Origin of the sequence: Corallococcus exiguus, from assembly GCF_009909105.1 — a bacterium.
Lineage (GTDB): Bacteria > Myxococcota > Myxococcia > Myxococcales > Myxococcaceae > Corallococcus > Corallococcus exiguus.
Map to the genome: position 1 here is coordinate 197,525 of NZ_JAAAPK010000005.1, position 16,601 is coordinate 214,125.

Sequence of the window (16,601 nt, forward strand, 5' to 3'; positions counted from 1 at the left end):
CCCTCATGCCCTCCCCTTCCGAATCGTACCTGCTGGACTTCCATGCGCGCCTCGCGGGCGTGACGTCGCGATGGTTCGGGCATGCGCCCGTGCAGCGGGATGGGGAGACGGCGCCTTCAACCTATGCGCTGCTGGAGGCGGTCGTGCCTCGCGATGCACGGCCCCTGACGGTGCTCGACCTGGCTTGTGGGGATGGCTACCTCCTGGAGTTGCTTGCACAGAGGAATCAGTCCGGGCTGTCCCTGATGGGGCTCGACATGAGCGAGCACGAGCTTGTCGCGGCACGGGCGCGGTTGAACGGCGCCGCGACCCTGTTCCAGGGACGCGCGCAGTCGCTTCCGTTCGGGGATGCCAGTGTCGATGTCGTGTTGAGCCACCTGGCGCTCATGCTGATGGACGACGTGGAGACCGTGCTCGCGGAGCTGCGGCGCGTGCTGAAGCCGGGCGGATGGGTGTCCATCGTCGTGGGTGGAGACCTGGTGCCGGGCAACGCGCTGGAGGTGTTCGCCGGACTCATGAAGAGCGCGGTGGCGGTTCCTCCCACGCGGCTGGGCGATCCGAGGGTCCGATCCAGCGATGGGTTGCGAGAACTCTTCGCCGAGGGCTTCGCGGACGTCACGGTGCAATCCCTCTCCGTGCAGGGTGATGGATCACCGAGCGAGGTCTGGGAGTCGCTGCTCACGACATACGACGCGGACCGTCTGTCCCCGGCGGCCCAGGCGTCGCTCAACGCCTCGTTCCTCCAGGCCCTGGAACCACTGCGACGCTCGGATGGCAGCGTCCCGTTGCGCTGGGGAATGCGTCAGCTGACCGCGATTCGGCAGCCCTGATCAGAATTATGTCCTGGCGCTCAGGCGCCGGCAGACGAACCCCTCCTGAGTGGGAGTACAGGCCGTTGCTTCGAGTTCCTCGAAGACGTGCCGCAAGGTTGAAGTCAGCTTGACCCCGAAGACCTCGATTTCGGACCACGGGGGGTCATGTGCGAGCTCACCATGATGCTCGTTCACATCACCGGCGATCCTGGCACACATCGCCTCGGGAGATTCTCCCTCGAGAGCGGCGAATGACGTGACGCCCACCGCAAGAGGATCGGCTGCCGCATCCGCCAAGCCGCTCTTCCAAACGCTTTGGATGACTGGAGTGTTCTCTCGCGATTCAACGACCCACACGTGAAAGACGCGAGCCAGCTCAGCCACCCGGTCTCCGAAGCCCTGATCAACCACGATCCCCACTTTGTGCGTCGGCATTGGCATGGCGCGGTCCCAACCCGCCTCACCCGCGCGGCGCCCACGGGACGACGTGCAGCGTGTTGCCGTCCTCCGTGAGCTTCGTCTCGTGGAGCGTCATCGCGAGGGCGCCCGTCGCCGCGTCGCGCGTGTGATGCACGATGAGCGCAGGGGTGGGAATCCCCGGCATGGCTTCCGTCAGCCACGCGTAGCCCTCCTCGGGGGTCTTCGCCTCCAGGACGGCGATCGTGGCGTGTCCTGTTTGCGCCGCGGTGCAGAGCATCTGCATGTCCTCCAGCGTGCGCACCTCGTCCGCGCAGACGAGGTCCGGGTCCTGCCGTAGGAACGAACGCAGCGCCTGCACCAGCTTCAACTCAGCGCTCACCTTCACGACGCCAATGGCGCCTCCCGGCCCTCCCTTCGGCTCCTCCACGGCCGCGAGCGCGTGCACGTTGTCGGGCAGCGCATCCATCACCGCCCGCAGGGTCGTGCTGCGGCCCGTGTTGGATGCTCCCGTGAGCAGCACCAGCTGGCCGTTGAACAGCGTCTTGTCCAGGCGGTTGAAGAGCCCCTTGAGGAACTCCGCCGCTTCTGCGGAGAGCGGGAGGCTGGAGATGCTCGGGTACGCCTTGCGCGTCTCTTTGTCCCTCGCCAGCACCGTGGTCCACGTGCCCAGTTCGTCTTCGCGGAAGGACACTCGGAACTCGATGTCCGGATCCGCCGCGCCCGCCGGGAAGGACACATGGCCCCGGGCGGGCATCACCGGATCCGCGCCCCGCTTCGCGTGCGCCGCCAGCGCCTTTCCCAGCGGCCGATACAGTTCGTACGCCATGGGCTGACGCACCGGCACCCGCTCCGCGCCCAGCAAGCCCACCGTGCCCGGCGTGTCCTTCGCGATGAAGAACAGCGTGATGCCCGCGTTGATCACCCGGCCACCCGTCTCCGCTCGGGCTTCGCCGCCGTCGTCTTCGTCCTCCTCCGCGACGCTGTCCGTGTCGTCCGCAGCCCAGACGGAGAACATCGCCGCGCCTGTCCTGCCCGCCACGTCGAAGAGGGCCGCCGCCAATGCTTCCGGCGTCCTCGGGGAGGCGGCCGCTCCGGATGGCGCCTGGCCCGCTTCCCCCATCTTCTGGAGCAGGCTGGCGAACACGGCTTCCGGCGCGGCGGGGGCTTCGGACTTCGGGCTCGGAGTCGGCATGTGCGCGGACCATGGCATGGCCCCTGGCGGCCCGACCACGGTGGAGACGGTCCCCGGGAAGCCCCTTCCTCCTGGGAAACCGGTACGGCCGTCGGCCTGCCTTGAGAACAAGCGAGGAAGCCCCACTGAGGGGCTCCCCTCCAGCAGGCGCTTGGGTAACATCGCTTGATGTTCCGGCGTCTTACCAACGCGCTGCGACGGCTGTGGCTCCGCCCCTCCGAAAGCAGCCCCCCGAACCGGCAGAGCCTGCCCGACGGTACCGACCCCACCGTCGCCACGCCCCGGCGCTCGCGCGCGTCGGTCTCGGAGGAGTCCTCGCCTCCGGTCCGCACCAGCCGCCCACGCCGCCCGGCCGTCCGCATCGTCGCGCACGGGGCCGCTCCGCACGTCAGCAACCGCAAGACGTCCAGCCGCGCCGGCGTCCCCCCCCCGCGCTTCTACGACCTGCACGACGACTTCCGCGCCCCCGGCCGCTGGGAACCCGGCGACCCGCTGGACCCGGAAGACAAGGAGGTGGGCGACATGTGGATGTTCACCGCCGGGCGCCCCGTGAACCCGCCCGGCCCCCTCCACATCTCCAATGAGCTGAAGGCCGCCCCGCTGGACTTCAGCCTCGCCGGCGCCAGCCTCACCCCCGTGGTGCACCCGCGCGTCGCCGCCGTGCTCGCGCGCCTGGCGCCGGAGGACGTGCAGCTCATCCCCGTGCACATCGAGGGACAGATGGAGCCGTACTTCCTCGTCGTCGCCACGCGCCTCATCCGCTGCGTGGACGAAGCCGCCTGCCTGGAGGTCCACCACTATGGCCCCGGCGACGGCGTCCCCTCGCGCGTGGGCCAGTACCGCTCCGTCCGAGGCCTGCGCATCGACCCCGACCAGGTGGGCCGCGCCCGCGTGTTCCGCCCCTGGGGTTGGCCCGTCACCCTCGTCGTCTCCGAGGCCGTGAAGGAGGCCCTGGAGAAGGAGGGCATCACCGGCGCCTGCTTCACGCCCGTCACGGACACCCGGCACTGAAAGCCGGGGGTCCGCAAGGACGTTCCAGCGCCCTACTCCTTCTCGATGTCCCGGTCCCACAGCTGCACGCGGCCGTAGTCCGCGGACAGCCGGCGCACCATCTCCGCCGCCAGCGCCACCGAGCGGTGCTTGCCGCCCGTGCACCCCAGCGCCACCGTGAGGTACGCCTTGCCCTCCTTCTGGTAGCGGGGGAACAGGAACCGGCAGAGGTCCACGACCTTCTCCAGGAACTGCTGCGTCTCCTCGCGCTCCAGCACGTACCCGGACACCTTCGGGTTCTTGCCCGTGAGCCCCTTGAGCTCCGGCACGAAGTACGGGTTCGGCAGGAAGCGCACGTCGAACACCAGGTCCGCCTGCGGCGGCACCCCGTACCGGTAGCCGAAGGACATGATGGACAGGCTGGGCCCCGTCGTGGGCTCCGGGCTGAAGCGCCCCTGCACCATGCGCTTCAGGTCGTGCACGTTGAGCGCCGACGAGTCGATGACCTGGTCCGCCATCTCCCGCAGGTCCTTCAGCGCCTCGCGCTCCGCGTGGATGCCCTCCGCCACCGTGCCGTCCGGGGCCAGCGGGTGACGGCGGCGCGTCTCGCTGAAGCGGCGCATGAGGCTGTCGTCGCTGGCGTCCAGGAAGAGCACGTCCACCTGGTGGCCCGCGCGGCGCACGTCCGCGAGCACGCGGGGCGCGTCCTTGAGGAAGACGCCTTCGCGCGCGTCGATGACCAGCGCCATGCGCTCGATGTTGCCGCCCCCCGCCAGCTCCGTGAGCTTGGGCAGGAGGAGCACCGGCAGGTTGTCGATGCAGAAGAAGCCGGCGTCCTCCAGCGCGCGGATGGCCGTGGACTTACCGGAACCTGACATGCCGGTGATGACGATGATCTGCTTCGCGGGGGCGGTCACTCGACCTCTTCTCCCAAGGTGCGGCGCATCGCCCCCTGGGCGATGGCTCGATTGAGTCGTTCGGCGAACTCTCGCGCCGAATGGTGGCCCTGAAGCTTCAACAACTGGTTGCGCGCGGCCACCTCCACAATGGTGGCCATGTTGCGTCCAGGACGCACGGGGACGACCGACAGGGGGATGTCCACGCCAACAATCTGCAGGTGCTTGTCCTCCACGCCCAGTCGGTCGTACTCCTGGTGCGGATCCCATTCCTGCAGCTCAATCACAAGCTCAATCTTCTTCTGTTCCCGGACGGCGGACACTCCGAAGAGGTCCTTGATGTTGATGATGCCCAGTCCGCGAATCTCCATGTGGTGCTTGATGACCGGATTGCCCGCGCCGTAGACGGCCCCCTTGCGCCGGGTGACATCCACGATGTCGTCCGCCACCAGCCGGTGGCCCCGCATCACCAGGTCCAGGGCGATTTCACTCTTGCCGATGCCGCTCTTGCCCAGGAGCAGGATGCCCACGCCGAAGACGTCCATCAGCACGCCGTGCAGGCTGCTGGACTCCGTGAGCGCGTCCTCCAGGAAGTTCTGCACCCGCTGGATGAACTCGCTGGAGAGCAGCGGCGTCTTCATCAGCGACAGGCCCGCGGCCTCGCAGGCGTCCACTAGCGCGCGCGGCACGTCCAGCGCCTTGGTGACCACCACGCACGCCAGGTCCTCTTCGCTGAAGAGCTTGGCCAGCGAGGCGTGCTGCGCGTCCTCCGCCAGGGTGGCCAGGTAGGAGATTTCGGTGTTGCCGAAGACCTGGACGCGGTGCGGGTGGAGGTGCTCGGTGAAGCCCGCCAGCGCCAGGCCCGGCTTCTGGATGCGCGAGGAGTCCACCGTGCGCGCCAGCCCCTGGGTGCCCGCCATCAGGGTCAGCCGCAGGTCGTGGCCCTGGTCCTCGAGGAGCTGGGAGATGCGAATGGATTTCATCGTCGGGACCTGGATATCACCCACCGGCCTCCGGAGGTGAACCGCACCGTGTCCGCCGTCCCCCCCGCCTCCCCTACAGCCACCAACCCCCGGCCCGGAGCGCTGGTCGGTGTCCCAACGGATGCGCCCGCGGGGGCAAGCGCCGAAGCCCCCTTCGAGCGCCGGCTGGGCCTCTTCCTGCTGGGGGGCGTGCTCGTCCTGGGCGCGGCCTTCCGCCTGTACTGGGCGCTCCACGACGACGGCATCTACTGGCCGGACGAGGTCTACCAGAGCCTGGAGCCGGCCCACCGCCTGGTCTACGGCTACGGCCTGGTCGCCTGGGAGTTCGTCCAGGGCGCCCGGAACTGGGCCCTGCCCGCGCTGGTGGCGGGGGTGCTGGGGCTGGGGCGGCTGGTGGGGCTGACGGACCCGGCGGGCTACCTGGGGCTGGTGAAGGGCTTCTTCGCGCTGGTGGGCACGGCGACGGCGTGGGCCACGTGGCGGCTTGCCCGAGCGTCCGGGGCCTCCACCCTGGCGGCCTCCGGCGGGGCCGCGCTGTTCGCCCTGGCGTCGGTGCCGCTGTACTTCGCGCCCCGGGCCATGAGCGAGAACGCGTCCGTGCTGCCGGTGGTGCTGGGCCTGGCCCTGGCGCTACCGAAGGCCGCGTCCCGGCGCTCGCTGCTCACCGGGGCGTCCCTGCTGGGGCTGGCGGTGCTGCTGCGGCTTCAGAACGGCGTCTTCTGCGTGGGCCTGCTGGCGGTGCTCCTCTGCCGGCGCCAGTGGCGTCAGGCGGGCGTGGCGCTGGCGGTGCTGTCCGGGTGGGCGCTGGCCTTTGGACTCCTGGACAAGCTCACCTGGGGACGGTGGTTCCACTCCGCCATCGTCTACCTGGACTTCAACGTGGTGCAGGGCAAGGCGGCCCAGTGGGGCACGGAGCCCTTCGAGTACTACCCGCGCATCCTGCGCACGGCGATGCCGGTGCTGACCGTCTTCACGGCCGCGCTGGCCGTGCTGGCCGTACCCCGGGCGTGGGGGCTGTCCTTCCTGGCCGCGGCGTTCTTCCTCCTGCACGCGAACCAGCCGCACAAGGAGCTGCGCTTCCTGGTGCCGGTGCTGCCCCTGTTCGCGGCGCTCGCGGGCGTGGGGCTGGACTCCATCCTGCGGGTGCTGCGCGGCGCTCCGGCGAGGGCCACCGCCACGGTGGCGGTGGTGGCGGGGGCGCTGTTGTCCGGCGCGGGCGCGGGGGCGCTCACCTTCGGGGACGTGGGCCAGTACGAACGCGTGCGCCCCAAGGACAGCGCCTGGGATGACCAGGGCACGGTCAACCGGCTGCTGGAGGCGGCGGGCCGGCGCGACGACGTGTGCGGCCTCAAGGTGGAGGCGGTGCACCTGGCGTGGACGGGGGGCTACAGCTACTTCCACCGGAAGGTGCCGCTGTATCCCCACAACGGCCCCGGGCGGGACTCCCGCCGGTTCAGCCACGTCATCACCCGGGCGGGCTTCGAGGGCGCGGGCACGCTGCTGGTCCAGGACGGCCCCCTGGCGCTGGTGAAGCTGCCCGTGGCGGACTGCACGCCGGACCCCGGATATTCGTGGCGACTGCCCTGAGCGGGACAGTTGGGACGCGGAAGACCCTTCCGGCTCCACCCGCGGGTTGGTAAGCCAAGGCCATGCCCGAATCCGACTGCCTCTTCTGCAAGATTCGCGATGGCCTCATCCCGGCGAAGATCGTCCACCAGGACGAGCACTGCCTGGCCTTCGAGGACATCAACCCCCAGGCCCCCACCCACGTGCTGTTCATCCCGCGCAAGCACATCGCCACGGTGAATGACATCACGGCCGAGGACCGGGAGCTGGTGGGCAGCCTCTCCATGGCCGCGGCGAAGGTCGCGCGCGAGCGGGGCCACGCGGACACGGGCTACCGCGTGGTGATGAACACCCAGCGCGACGCGGGCCAGACGGTGTTCCACATCCACCTGCACCTGCTCGCGGGCCGCACCCTGCACTGGCCGCCAGGCTAGCCGTCGTCCCAGTCCCGCCCATCATGTTCAGTGCCCAGTCGTCGCCCCAGTCCCGCCGTGCCTACTCCCGCCTCGCCGTGCTGCTGGCCTCCGTGGCCGGCGCGGTCAACGCCATGGGGTTCGTGGCGCTGGGCGCGCACACGTCCCACATGTCCGGGAACATGGCCACGCTGGGCGAGTCCCTGGCCCAGGGCCGCTGGGACACGGCGCGGCTGCCCGCGCAGCTGATGGGGCTGTTCGTCGCCGGGGCCTTCTGCGCCACGGCGCTCCTGGATGCCTCTCGGCACCGCACGCGGGGCCGTCACGTGGCCGCGCTGCTGGTGGAGCTGCTCGTGCTGAGCGGCGTGGGCGTGGGTCTGGCGTCCATGCCGGACACGCGCGCGCCGGAGCTGCTCTGGGGCTTCGCCTTCGCCATGGGGCTGCAGAACGCGCTCGTCACGCGGGTGTCCGGCGCGGTGGTGCGCACCACGCACGTGACGGGGATGCTCACGGACATCGGCATCCAGCTGGTGCAGATGCTGGCGTGGGTGCGCGACGGGGTTCGCGGAGGAAGCGCGACAGGGCTGTGGCAGCGCGTGCGGCACCTGCCCTCCGCCGTGGAGTTCGAGCGCACGCGGCTGCACCTGGGCCTGGTGCTGGCGTTCCTCGCGGGCTGCACGCTGGGCCCCTTCCTGTTCCTGCGCCACGGGGCCGTGACGCTGGTGCTGCCGTGCACGGTGCTGAGCGTCCTGGCAGCGCTGGACGCGCGGCTGACCGTCAAGCCCGCGCCGTCCCCCACCGCGCCGGACCGCTAGGGCGACGCGGGCTGGACCACGGGCTGCGTGGGCTGGACCTGGGCCCGCGCGGGCGCGTCCATGACGTTCGGATTGGCCCCGGCAGGGCCCTGGGCCCTGGGGCGCAGCGCCTGGAGCACGCTGCTGCGCTCATCCGTCCAGACGTATTCCGGCTCGCCGCGCAGCACCAGCCGGCGCACGCGCGCCCGGGTCTTGCTGAAGGTGGCACCCCCGAAGAACTCCTTGTCCGGGCTCAGCAGCATCCACGAGCTGGCCACCGCGTCGCCGTCGCTGTCCCGCGCGACGAGCGCCGCGGTCAGGCCGGCGGCCCCCGCGTGCGCCAGGCTGATGGGCACCAGGTCCAGGTGCTGGTTGCTGATGTGCATCGCCAGCAAGCCGTGCGGCGCCAGGTGCTGGAGGTAGAGCGCCACCGCCTCCTTCGTCAGCAGGTGCACCGGGATGGCATCCGAGCTGAAGACGTCCAGCGCCAGCACGTCGAACTGGCGCGAGCCCTGCTCCAGCTCCTTCTCCAGGGAGATGCGCGCGTCGCCTTCCACGACCTCCACGTGCGCGGGCGTGTCCGTCAGCGTGCTGAAGAAGCCGCCCTGTCCCTTGGCGAGGTCGATGATGTCGGGGTTGATTTCATAGAAGCGCACGTCGTCCCCGGCGGCCATGAGCGTGGCGCTGTTGCCCACGCCCAGCCCCAGCATGCCCACGCGCAAGCCGGTGGGCAGCCCCTGGGCCTGACGCAACCGGCGCTGCTCCGCGAGCGCGAGCCCCAGGCCGGCGTCCTTCGTGTAGTACGCCGTGGGGAGGTTCCGGCGCTCCGGGCGGATGTACTGCCAGCCGTGGGTGATGGCGCCGTGGCGCAGGACGTACTGGTGCTGCTGGGGGTCGTTCGCGGACAGCTCCAGCACGCGCACCACACCGAAGAAGTTGCGCCCGGCGAAGCGCACGCGATCCAGGTCCGTGAGGACGAGCACCGGCAGGTGCACCGCCACGCCCACCAGCAGCGCCCCGCGGAAGAGGCGCTGCGTGCGCGCCACCGCCGTCTCCTCCTTCGGCCTGCGCATCAGCCCCGCGAAGGCCACCGCGCAGCACGCGGCCAGCGCCAGCGGGTGCTCCCAGTAGGTGGTGAAGACAGCGGGCGCGACCAGGTTGACGAACACGCCGCCCAGCACGCCGCCCACGGACACCCAGAGGTAGAAGGCGCTCAGGTAACGCGGAGCCGGGCGGCGCCGGTACAGCTCGCCGTGGCACACCATGGCGCCCGTGAAGAGCGCGGACGCGTGGAAGAGCACCTGCCACCCCAGGCCCAGCGCGGGGCCCTCCTTGTGCGCGTACGTCACCAGCACCACGGAGGCGATGAGCCCCACCGAGTACGGCGTGCGCGCGTAGAAGGACTCGCGCGAGAAGGCCAGGATGAAGGTGACCAGGTACACCGCCAGCGGCATCACCCACAGGAAGGGGCCCGCCGCCACGTCCTGGGAGAGCTTGTTCGTCGTGGCCAGCAGCAGCACCGACGCGCACGTGCTCAGCGCCAGCCAGGTCAGCGTGGGCCCCATGCCCGGACGCGCCGAGGCGGTGGAGGCCTCGGAGCGGGCCTCCGTGCTCGGGCTCGTGGAGGGCTCGGGGGGGGTTGTCGCGGGGGCGCGGCGCAGCAGGTCCCGGGCGCAGGCGAGGACACAGAGGACGAAGAGGACGAAGCCCACGGCCCAGCCCCACGCCTGCGCGCTCCGGCCCACCCAGGGCTCCACGAGGAACGGGTAGCCCAGCAGCGCCAGCAGCGAGCCCGCGTTGGAGAGCGCGTAGAGCACGTACGGCGAGCGCTCCGGCCGCGCGCGCGCGAACCACGACTGGAGCAGCGGGCCGGTGGTGCTGAGCACGAAGAAGGGCAGGCCCAGCGTGGCGGCCAGCATCCGCATCAACCGGAGCACGGGCAGGTGGTCGTCCACGGGGCGCCAGCCGTCCCCTGGCGCCAGCGGCGAGCCCGTCCACGAGGCCCGCGCCGCGAGCGCCGCCAACGCCACCACCAGCAGGCTCAGGTGCAGGGCGGCCTGGGCGCGCGGGCGCAGCCGGGAGGCCACCGCGTGCGCGTAGGCGTAGCCCGCGAGCAGCACGGCCTGGAAGAACAGCATGCACGCGGTCCACACCGCGGGCGTGCCGCCGTACCAAGGCAGGGCGTAGCGGCCCGCCAGCGGCTGGACGCCGAAGAGCAGGAAGGCGCTGGTGAAGATGGCGAGGGCGTAGCGCACCATGCGGCCTCGGGGGCGGGGGGAAGACGCACGGCGTAGGGGTCCCGCGCTCCGGGTGTTTCCCGCCTGGGCGACAGTCTTGTCAACACGGGCACGTCCCGGAGCCCGGCGGGCGGCCAGGCGGGCATCCGTCGGGGCGGGTGGGTGGCCCCAGGGGACAGCGGTCCTAACTTCCCGGACGGGCAGGCGCGGACTTCCTCGCGCCCGAGGGGGAAACCATGACGGGCTTCAAGCGCGCGGTGGGATTGGGACTGTTGGTGGGTGGCGCCCTGGGAGGTTGGGGCTGCGGCAGGGAGCAGCCCTCGGAGGAGACGCAGGGGTTCCAGGACCCCGTCCAGCTCCAGCACCGCTCCCGCGCTGAACCGGCCGGTAAAGCGGCGGGCAGCCCGCTGCGCGATGAGGGCGGCGGCAAGCCGTACAACAGTGACAGCCTGGGCTCGCTGGGCGGCGGTACCGCGGCCCCCCACCGGATGGAGGGGAACACCGGCATGGGCCAGCGGACGGGTGGCAGCGGGGAGCTGGGCACGGGGCTCGCGGAGAGCTACCGGGGCACGGCCTCGGAGGGCACCGGTGGCTCCGGGCGCGACGCGGGCACGGAGATGATGGACGCGGGCACGCGGCGTTGAGGCACGCCACCTGACGAGGGCGTCCTCGCGGGCGCCTCCTAGTCCTGGCGGCGCTTCACGTTCTTCAGCTGTTCATGCAGGTCCTTCACCTGCTTGAGGGTCGGCGTCTCACTGCCGCCCACGGCGAAGTCGTCCGCCAGCCTGTCGAAGAGCGTGCACTGCATCGACATGGCCTCGCAGCCATGGTTGTTCTTGAGCATCCGGTGGAGCGCCTTCGTCTGCGTCCACTCCTTTTCCAACTCCGGAGGGAGGCTGCTCTCCTTGACGGGAGCACGGGTCGGCGCGGCGCGCTTGCCGGGGCGTGACGGCGCCGCCTTCTTCGCGGCGGGAGCGGCGGGAGCGGCGGCGCCCGGCGCCGGCGGCGCCTCCGTGCCAAGCAGGACGTCCAGTTCCACCTCCTGCGCGTCCGTGGAATCCGGCTCGGTGGGGGCCTGCGTGGACTCCGCCGGCGTGGTGGTGGGCGCCGTGGCCACGTTCTGGGCAGGAGGCGCGGGCGGACGCCCCTGGGGGTTCGCGGGCCGCGTGGGAATCTGCTGCACCGGGGTGGGCGGAGGCGGCGTCGACGTGCGCGACTGCTCCAGGCCCACGGCCACGCGCAGCTCGGGGACGAAGTAGAGCCCCGCGCCCACGATGGACAGCGCGACGACCATCAACAGAATGAACACCAGCGCCGAGCGCAGCGCCCCGCCCTTGCGGACCGGCGCTGGCTCGCGCCGCGCGGCACGCGGCGGCTCCGAGGGTTCCGGTCGCACCGGCACGGCCTTGCGCCGGGTCGCGTCGTCGCGCGTCGCGCGCGCGGTGGACGACTCGTCCGGATCCGCGGCGGGCGCGGGGGCGCGGGTGACGGCGCGCATGCTCGACGCGGTGCTGGAGCGCGGGGGCGGCGTGCCCGGCGACGAACCGCGCACGGCGCGCCGGGACCCGGTGCGGCCCCGGGCCGGCGCGGTGGGGCCGGTGTCGGCCTCACGCTTGCCGGTGGAAGAGGAGGTCTCGCGCAGCTGCGCCTCGTCCAGCATCACCCGGGCCTGCGGCTCCTCGCGGCGCGAGGCACGGGGCATGGAGATGCGCGGGTGCGTGTCCGCGTCGCCCTCGCGCGCGGCCGGGGCGTCGTCCGGCTCCGCGGAGATGTACGGCACGCTGGAGTCCGCCTCCAGGGCGCGGGCATCCACCGAGACCAGGTCCTCCGACGGCCGCGTGTCCTGCATCGTGGGCCGGGGAGTCGGACCCGAATCGAGCGGCTCGGAGTCCCGCGAGTCCTCTTCGGCCTCGAAGGAGTGCAAGGCGCCGGACTGGATGGAGGGCACCTGGATGGTGGGCGCCGCGTACGACGGCAGCGGCACTGACGCTGGCACCGGAGCCGACCGGTTGCCATTCGACGGCGTCGTCACGCCGGGGCGCGAGGACGCCAGGGACGGCATCGCGGCCGTGGGGCGCTGGCCTTCCGGGACGCGGGCTTCCACGGCACGCGCGGACTCGGCGGCGCGGGGCGCATCGAAGCCGCGGGACGGCTCGGAAGCCCGGGGCGAGTCGAAGCCCCGCGACGACTCCGACGCGCGCACCGGCTCGTAGCTCGGCAGGGGCTCCGAGGCGCGAGCCGCATCGAACGCGGACGGCGGCGCGGGACGGCTGCCGTTCGACGGCGTCATGGCTCCAGGGCGCGCGGACGACAGGGACGGCATCGCGGAGGTGGGGCGCTGCCCCTCCGGGATACGCACCTCCGCGGCGCGAAGCTCGGCTCCCGCGGAGCGGCCTCCCTCGGGGATGGGCTCCGGCCACGGATAGGCGCTCTCGGGAAGCTCCTCGTCATCGGCGAACGGGCCGTCCGGCGGAGGCGGCGGCTCCATGAACGGCAGCGACTCACCCGCCGATTCAAACCGCGCCGCCCCGGAGTCGAAGGAAGGCAACGGCGGAGGCGCCACCGGCCGCGACGCATCCACCGGCACGACGGGAACGGGGCCATCCGCGGGCCGCACGGCGGGAATCGGCGCCATCGGAGGAGGCGGCACGCCCCGCGGGCCCACCGAATCGGAGAAGGGCAACGAAGCGCCCCGCCCTCCCGCGTCCGCGAACGGCCGCGACACCGGCACGTCCGGCACTGGAGGCGCGTCACGCGACGGCAGTGCCGGCTCCGCGTACGGCAGCGACGTGGCGCGCGGCGCGGTGGGCTCCCCGTGCGACTCGGCGGCCGGCAGCGCGTCCGCTCGGGGCGCGGTGGGCTCTCCCAGCAGCGGGGCCGCAACCTCCGCCTCCATGACACGGTCCGAGGGAAGCCGGATGGCCGGCAGGCCCTCGAGGATGGTGGGCCGGTCCATCGCGTCCTGGCGGACCTCCACCGTGGGCGACGGCTCCGACGACGCGGGGCTGGGCCGCATCTTCGCGCGGGCCGCCTCCTCCAGCGCCTCCACCGGGAACGCGGGACGCGTGGACTCGTCCACCATCACGCCGGGGCGCGTCTCACCGTCGTCGCGCGCGCCGCCGCCGTCCTCGCGGCTCCGGGGCGTGGGATGGAAGGACAGGGGCTCCACCGGACCATCCAGGCGGATGGTCTTGGCCGGCAGCGTGGGCGCCTGCATCGTCGCGCGCGGCGCGGGGCCCAGCGACTCGTACGTGCCGCTGGCGCGCACGTCGCGCGGCACCTCGCGCAGGGACGTCAGCAGGCGCCGCTCGGACTGGTAGTCCGCGGAGAACAGGTCGCGCATGAAGCGGCTGACGCTCTCCGGGCCCGCGCTGGTGTCGATCTCCGTCAAGCACGCCTGCAGGCGCACCCGGAAGTCCTCCGCCGTCTGGAAGCGCTGGCCCGGCTCCACCGCCAGCGCCTTCGCCACCAACTGCGACACCGCCGGCGGCGTCAGCGGCTCCACGTCACTGAGCGGCGCCACCTTCGGGTTCGCCACCGCGGACATCAGTTCGCCCGGCGGAAGCGCGTCGAAGGGGTTCTTGCCGGAGATGAGCTCGTAGAGGCACAGGCCCGCCGCGTACAGGTCGCTGCGGCGGTCCACCGGCTGGTGCCGGGCCTGCTCGGGCGACATGTAGAGGAACTTGCCCAGGATGATGCTGGGGTTCGTCTTCGCCGCCGACAGCCGGCTCTTCGCCAGGCCGAAGTCGATGACCTTCACCTCCCCCTCGTAGGAGATGAGGATGTTCTGCGGCGAGATGTCCCGGTGGACGAGCTTCAGCTCCTTCTCTTCCTCGTCCCGCTTGCGGTGCGCGTACGCCAGCGCGTCCAGCACCCGGCCCATCACGTACAGCACGAAGGTGAGCGGCAGCGGCGTCTGCCTGTCGCGCACGCGCGCGGCCACCTTGCGCAGGTCCTTGCCGTCCACGTACTCGAGGGCCATGTAGGCCTCGCCCTCGTGCACGCCCATGTCCAGCACCTGCGCGATGGACCCGTGCCCCAGCCGCACCAGCGTGCGCGCCTCACCGACGAAGCGGTCGACGAAGTCCTGGTCCTCCGCGAACTGCGGGAGGATCTTCTTGATGACGCACAGCTTCTCGAAGCCCTGCGCGCCCTCCAGGCGGGCGAGGTAGATCTCCCCCATGCCGCCGGTGGCCAGATGCGACAGGAGCGTGTACCGGCCGAAGGGTTGCGGCCGGAAGGGACGCAATCGGGCGGGCTGGTTCGAAGGGTTCATGCGGTGCGGGGGTCCACCACGGAAAGCGCATTGAACCCCGGGCAGGGGCCCCGCTTCAACCCGTCAACCGGCCGCGCCGGCCGCCTCACCGGATACCGGGGTTGGTCAGCATGCCCATGTCCTCTTCAATCACCTCGAAAACCGCCACCTTGTCGCGGGGCAGCCGCACCACCCGCTCGCCCAGGGGCATCACGTCGAAGCGGGCCCCGGTGGCCGCCAGCAGCTTGCCGGTCATCAGCACCTGGCCGGGCGCCGCGGTGGCGGCCAGCCAGCCAGCCACTCCCATGCCCTCTCCCACGGCGCTGTACTCCGTGCGGGCCTCGGTGCCGATCATCCCCACCAGCGCCTTGGTGGAGTGCAGGGCGATTCGCAGGTCGCACCGCTCGTCCTGGGGCCTGCGGGCCATGCCCCGTTCCCAGTCCGCGCGCAGGGCCAGCGCCGCGCGCACCGCGCGGACCGCGTCGTCGCCCTTGGCGTAGGGCACGCCGAAGAGGGCGCGCATGGACTCGCCCATGAAGCCTTCGACGGTGGCCTCGAAGCTGAAGACGATGCCGCTCATGCGCGCGTGGAAGTCGTTGAGCAGCTGCGTGGCCCGCGCCGCGCCCAGCCGGCCAATCACGGCGCCGAAGTCCGCCAGCTCCGCGTGCAGCACGGTGAGGTTCTTCTCCTCCAGGCCCGGCAGCTTGCCGCCCGTGCGCTGGGCCTCGGCGGCGCGGCGCTCGGCCACCTCCGGCGAGTGGAAGCGCTCCAGGTTGCGCCGCATCCGGTCCGTGCTGGAGCCGTCGCGCACGGCGAAGCGCTGCACGCCGGCGGCCACCAGGTGGGCCACCGCGGTGCACGCGTCCAGCATCAACTCCAGGCTGGTGTCGCCCCCGCCGGGCACGTTGACGTAGAGCACGCCCGCGAAGGGCGGCTCGGTGCCAATGGGGATGCACAGCACCCGGTCCACGCCGTACATGATGACGCTCTCGCGTCCGGCGAAGCGGCGGTCGTCCTTCACGTCGCCCACGGCGATCGCGCGGCCCTGGCGGATGGCCTCGTCCACGATGGCGTCCGACACGGGCACTTCACCCTTGGCCAACCGTCCCCGGTGGCGCACCGCCGCGGGCACCAGCGGCCCGGTGGCGTGCTTGAGCAGCACCACCGCCGTGGTGGCGTCGGTGCGCTCCAGGAGCCGGTCCATCGCGGACTCCAGGAACGCGGTCAGCGTGCGCGCGGTGGCCAGCGCCTCCGCGGCGTGCACCAGCAGCACCAGCGTCTCGTAGGACACGCGCGGGCTGGCCACGGCGGAGCCCGCGGGCACGGGCGAAGGGCCGGAGAACGCGTCGTCGAACGGCAGCGGCCCCACGTTGTCCAGGAGGCGCAGCACGTCCGCGTCCTTGACGTTCTTGGCCATCAGCACGGACGGGCCCACGTCCGTGCCGTGCCCGAAGCGCACGACGCCGCCCGCGCCCAGGTCCATCATCTCCGTGGCGGCGTTCTCCACGGTGTGCGGCTGGCGAACCGCCAGGGTGTTCTCCCCCAGCGCCACGGTGTCGCCCGCGTTCAGATGCTTGCTGCCCTGGAGCGGCGCACCGTTCACCCGGCTGCCGTTGCGGCTGCCCAGGTCCTCGATGCGCAGCACGTCACCTTCGACGTAGAGCCGCGCGTGCCGGCGCGACACCAGGTCGCCGCCCAGCACGATGTCGTTCTCGTCCGCCCGGCCGAGGCTGGTGACGCCCTCCGGCAGGTCGTACGACGTGTCGAAGTAGCCGGGGCCGTTGATGATGATCTGCCACATCGGGCGCAAGACATTACACGACCTCCCAATCTTCCGAGAGTCCGAGACGCTTTCCCGTGGAAGACGGGCGTCCGGCCGAGGCCCCGGCCGCCCTCCCGCGTCGCGTCATACCCGGGGGTCCCGCCGGCAGCTGGGGTCGGAGTTCACCTGGGGCGGTGGATGAAGAGGGAATCACCCACGCGCAGCGTGCGGAATGCGGTCAGCGGACGGGACGCGGGGCCCCGGAGCACGCCGCGGGTGGG

General features: G+C 71.9%; 12 protein-coding genes. 6 read left to right on the forward strand and 6 right to left on the reverse strand.

Annotated features, from left to right (window positions below):
- Window positions 1–5: 5 nt before the first annotated feature.
- Window positions 6–830: a class I SAM-dependent methyltransferase gene (locus GTZ93_RS20925; protein ID WP_139922905.1), complete on the forward strand. Its 825-nt coding sequence runs from the start codon at window positions 6–8 to the stop codon at window positions 828–830.
- A 442-nt stretch (window positions 831–1,272) separates the two neighbouring features.
- Here the strand turns inward: GTZ93_RS20925 and GTZ93_RS20930 are convergent, their stop codons facing one another.
- Entirely contained in the window at window positions 1,273–2,424 is a 1,152-nt protein-coding gene (locus GTZ93_RS20930; RefSeq protein ID WP_139922908.1) for an ATPase, T2SS/T4P/T4SS family, read from the reverse strand.
- Between the two features lie 168 nt (window positions 2,425–2,592).
- Here GTZ93_RS20930 and GTZ93_RS20935 point away from each other — a divergent pair, with 168 nt between their 5' ends.
- The gene (locus GTZ93_RS20935; RefSeq protein ID WP_161662946.1) at window positions 2,593–3,435 is read left to right on the forward strand and encodes an imm11 family protein; all 843 of its coding nucleotides are present in this window, start codon (window positions 2,593–2,595) and stop codon (window positions 3,433–3,435) included.
- 32 nt (window positions 3,436–3,467) lie between these two features.
- On the opposite strand, the gene rapZ is transcribed toward GTZ93_RS20935, so the two are convergent.
- Entirely contained in the window at window positions 3,468–4,331 is an 864-nt protein-coding gene (rapZ, locus tag GTZ93_RS20940) for an RNase adapter RapZ (RefSeq protein WP_139924066.1), read from the reverse strand.
- Window positions 4,328–5,293: an HPr(Ser) kinase/phosphatase gene (gene hprK, locus GTZ93_RS20945; RefSeq protein WP_120581488.1), complete on the reverse strand. Its 966-nt coding sequence runs from the start codon at window positions 5,291–5,293 to the stop codon at window positions 4,328–4,330. Before hprK ends, rapZ begins: the two co-directional genes overlap by 4 nt.
- A 48-nt stretch (window positions 5,294–5,341) precedes the next feature.
- Here hprK and GTZ93_RS20950 point away from each other — a divergent pair, with 48 nt between their 5' ends.
- The 3 genes from GTZ93_RS20950 to GTZ93_RS20960 all read left to right on the forward strand — a co-directional run bounded on the left by GTZ93_RS20950 (window position 5,342) and on the right by GTZ93_RS20960 (window position 8,087).
- Window positions 5,342–6,880, forward strand: a complete 1,539-nt coding sequence (locus tag GTZ93_RS20950) for a glycosyltransferase family protein (RefSeq protein ID WP_161662947.1) — start codon at window positions 5,342–5,344, stop codon at window positions 6,878–6,880.
- Between the two features lie 62 nt (window positions 6,881–6,942).
- Window positions 6,943–7,293: a histidine triad nucleotide-binding protein gene (locus tag GTZ93_RS20955; RefSeq protein WP_139923737.1), complete on the forward strand. Its 351-nt coding sequence runs from the start codon at window positions 6,943–6,945 to the stop codon at window positions 7,291–7,293.
- A 23-nt stretch (window positions 7,294–7,316) separates the two neighbouring features.
- Window positions 7,317–8,087, forward strand: coding sequence for a YoaK family protein (locus GTZ93_RS20960; RefSeq protein ID WP_139923735.1), 771 nt, complete (start codon window positions 7,317–7,319; stop codon window positions 8,085–8,087).
- On the opposite strand, the gene GTZ93_RS20965 is transcribed toward GTZ93_RS20960, so the two are convergent.
- Window positions 8,084–10,324: a spermidine synthase gene (locus GTZ93_RS20965; RefSeq protein ID WP_161662948.1), complete on the reverse strand. Its 2,241-nt coding sequence runs from the start codon at window positions 10,322–10,324 to the stop codon at window positions 8,084–8,086. The genes GTZ93_RS20960 and GTZ93_RS20965 overlap by 4 nt on opposite strands.
- Window positions 10,325–10,539: 215 nt before the next feature.
- On the opposite strand from GTZ93_RS20965, the gene GTZ93_RS20970 reads away from it, so the two are divergent.
- Window positions 10,540–10,947 (forward strand): hypothetical protein, encoded by a 408-nt coding sequence (locus GTZ93_RS20970; protein ID WP_139923315.1) that lies wholly within the window; start codon window positions 10,540–10,542, stop codon window positions 10,945–10,947.
- A gap of 38 nt (window positions 10,948–10,985) precedes the next feature.
- On the opposite strand, the gene GTZ93_RS42875 is transcribed toward GTZ93_RS20970, so the two are convergent.
- The gene (locus GTZ93_RS42875) at window positions 10,986–14,579 is read right to left on the reverse strand and encodes a serine/threonine-protein kinase (protein ID WP_257979515.1); all 3,594 of its coding nucleotides are present in this window, start codon (window positions 14,577–14,579) and stop codon (window positions 10,986–10,988) included.
- Window positions 14,580–14,664: 85 nt separating this feature from the next.
- Window positions 14,665–16,359 carry an FHA domain-containing protein gene (locus tag GTZ93_RS20980; protein ID WP_139923317.1) on the reverse strand — a complete coding sequence of 565 codons (1,695 nt, stop codon included), beginning with the start codon at window positions 16,357–16,359 and terminating at the stop codon, window positions 14,665–14,667.
- Between the last annotated feature and the right edge of the window lie 242 nt (window positions 16,360–16,601).

What these genes read in the sequence shown, in the direction of transcription:
- GTZ93_RS20930 (WP_139922908.1), bottom strand. Translation starts at nt 2,424, where the DNA reads ATGCCGACTCCGAGCCCGAAGTCCGAAGCCCCCGCCGCGCCGGAAGCC.
- GTZ93_RS20965 (WP_161662948.1), bottom strand. Translation starts at nt 10,324, where the DNA reads ATGGTGCGCTACGCCCTCGCCATCTTCACCAGCGCCTTCCTGCTCTTC.
- GTZ93_RS20935 (WP_161662946.1), top strand. Translation starts at nt 2,593, where the DNA reads ATGTTCCGGCGTCTTACCAACGCGCTGCGACGGCTGTGGCTCCGCCCC.
- GTZ93_RS20970 (WP_139923315.1), top strand. Translation starts at nt 10,540, where the DNA reads ATGACGGGCTTCAAGCGCGCGGTGGGATTGGGACTGTTGGTGGGTGGC.
- GTZ93_RS20980 (WP_139923317.1), bottom strand. Translation starts at nt 16,359, where the DNA reads ATGTGGCAGATCATCATCAACGGCCCCGGCTACTTCGACACGTCGTAC.
- GTZ93_RS20925 (WP_139922905.1), top strand. Translation starts at nt 6, where the DNA reads ATGCCCTCCCCTTCCGAATCGTACCTGCTGGACTTCCATGCGCGCCTC.
- GTZ93_RS20955 (WP_139923737.1), top strand. Translation starts at nt 6,943, where the DNA reads ATGCCCGAATCCGACTGCCTCTTCTGCAAGATTCGCGATGGCCTCATC.
- GTZ93_RS20960 (WP_139923735.1), top strand. Translation starts at nt 7,317, where the DNA reads ATGTTCAGTGCCCAGTCGTCGCCCCAGTCCCGCCGTGCCTACTCCCGC.
- hprK (WP_120581488.1), bottom strand. Translation starts at nt 5,293, where the DNA reads ATGAAATCCATTCGCATCTCCCAGCTCCTCGAGGACCAGGGCCACGAC.
- GTZ93_RS42875 (WP_257979515.1), bottom strand. Translation starts at nt 14,579, where the DNA reads ATGAACCCTTCGAACCAGCCCGCCCGATTGCGTCCCTTCCGGCCGCAA.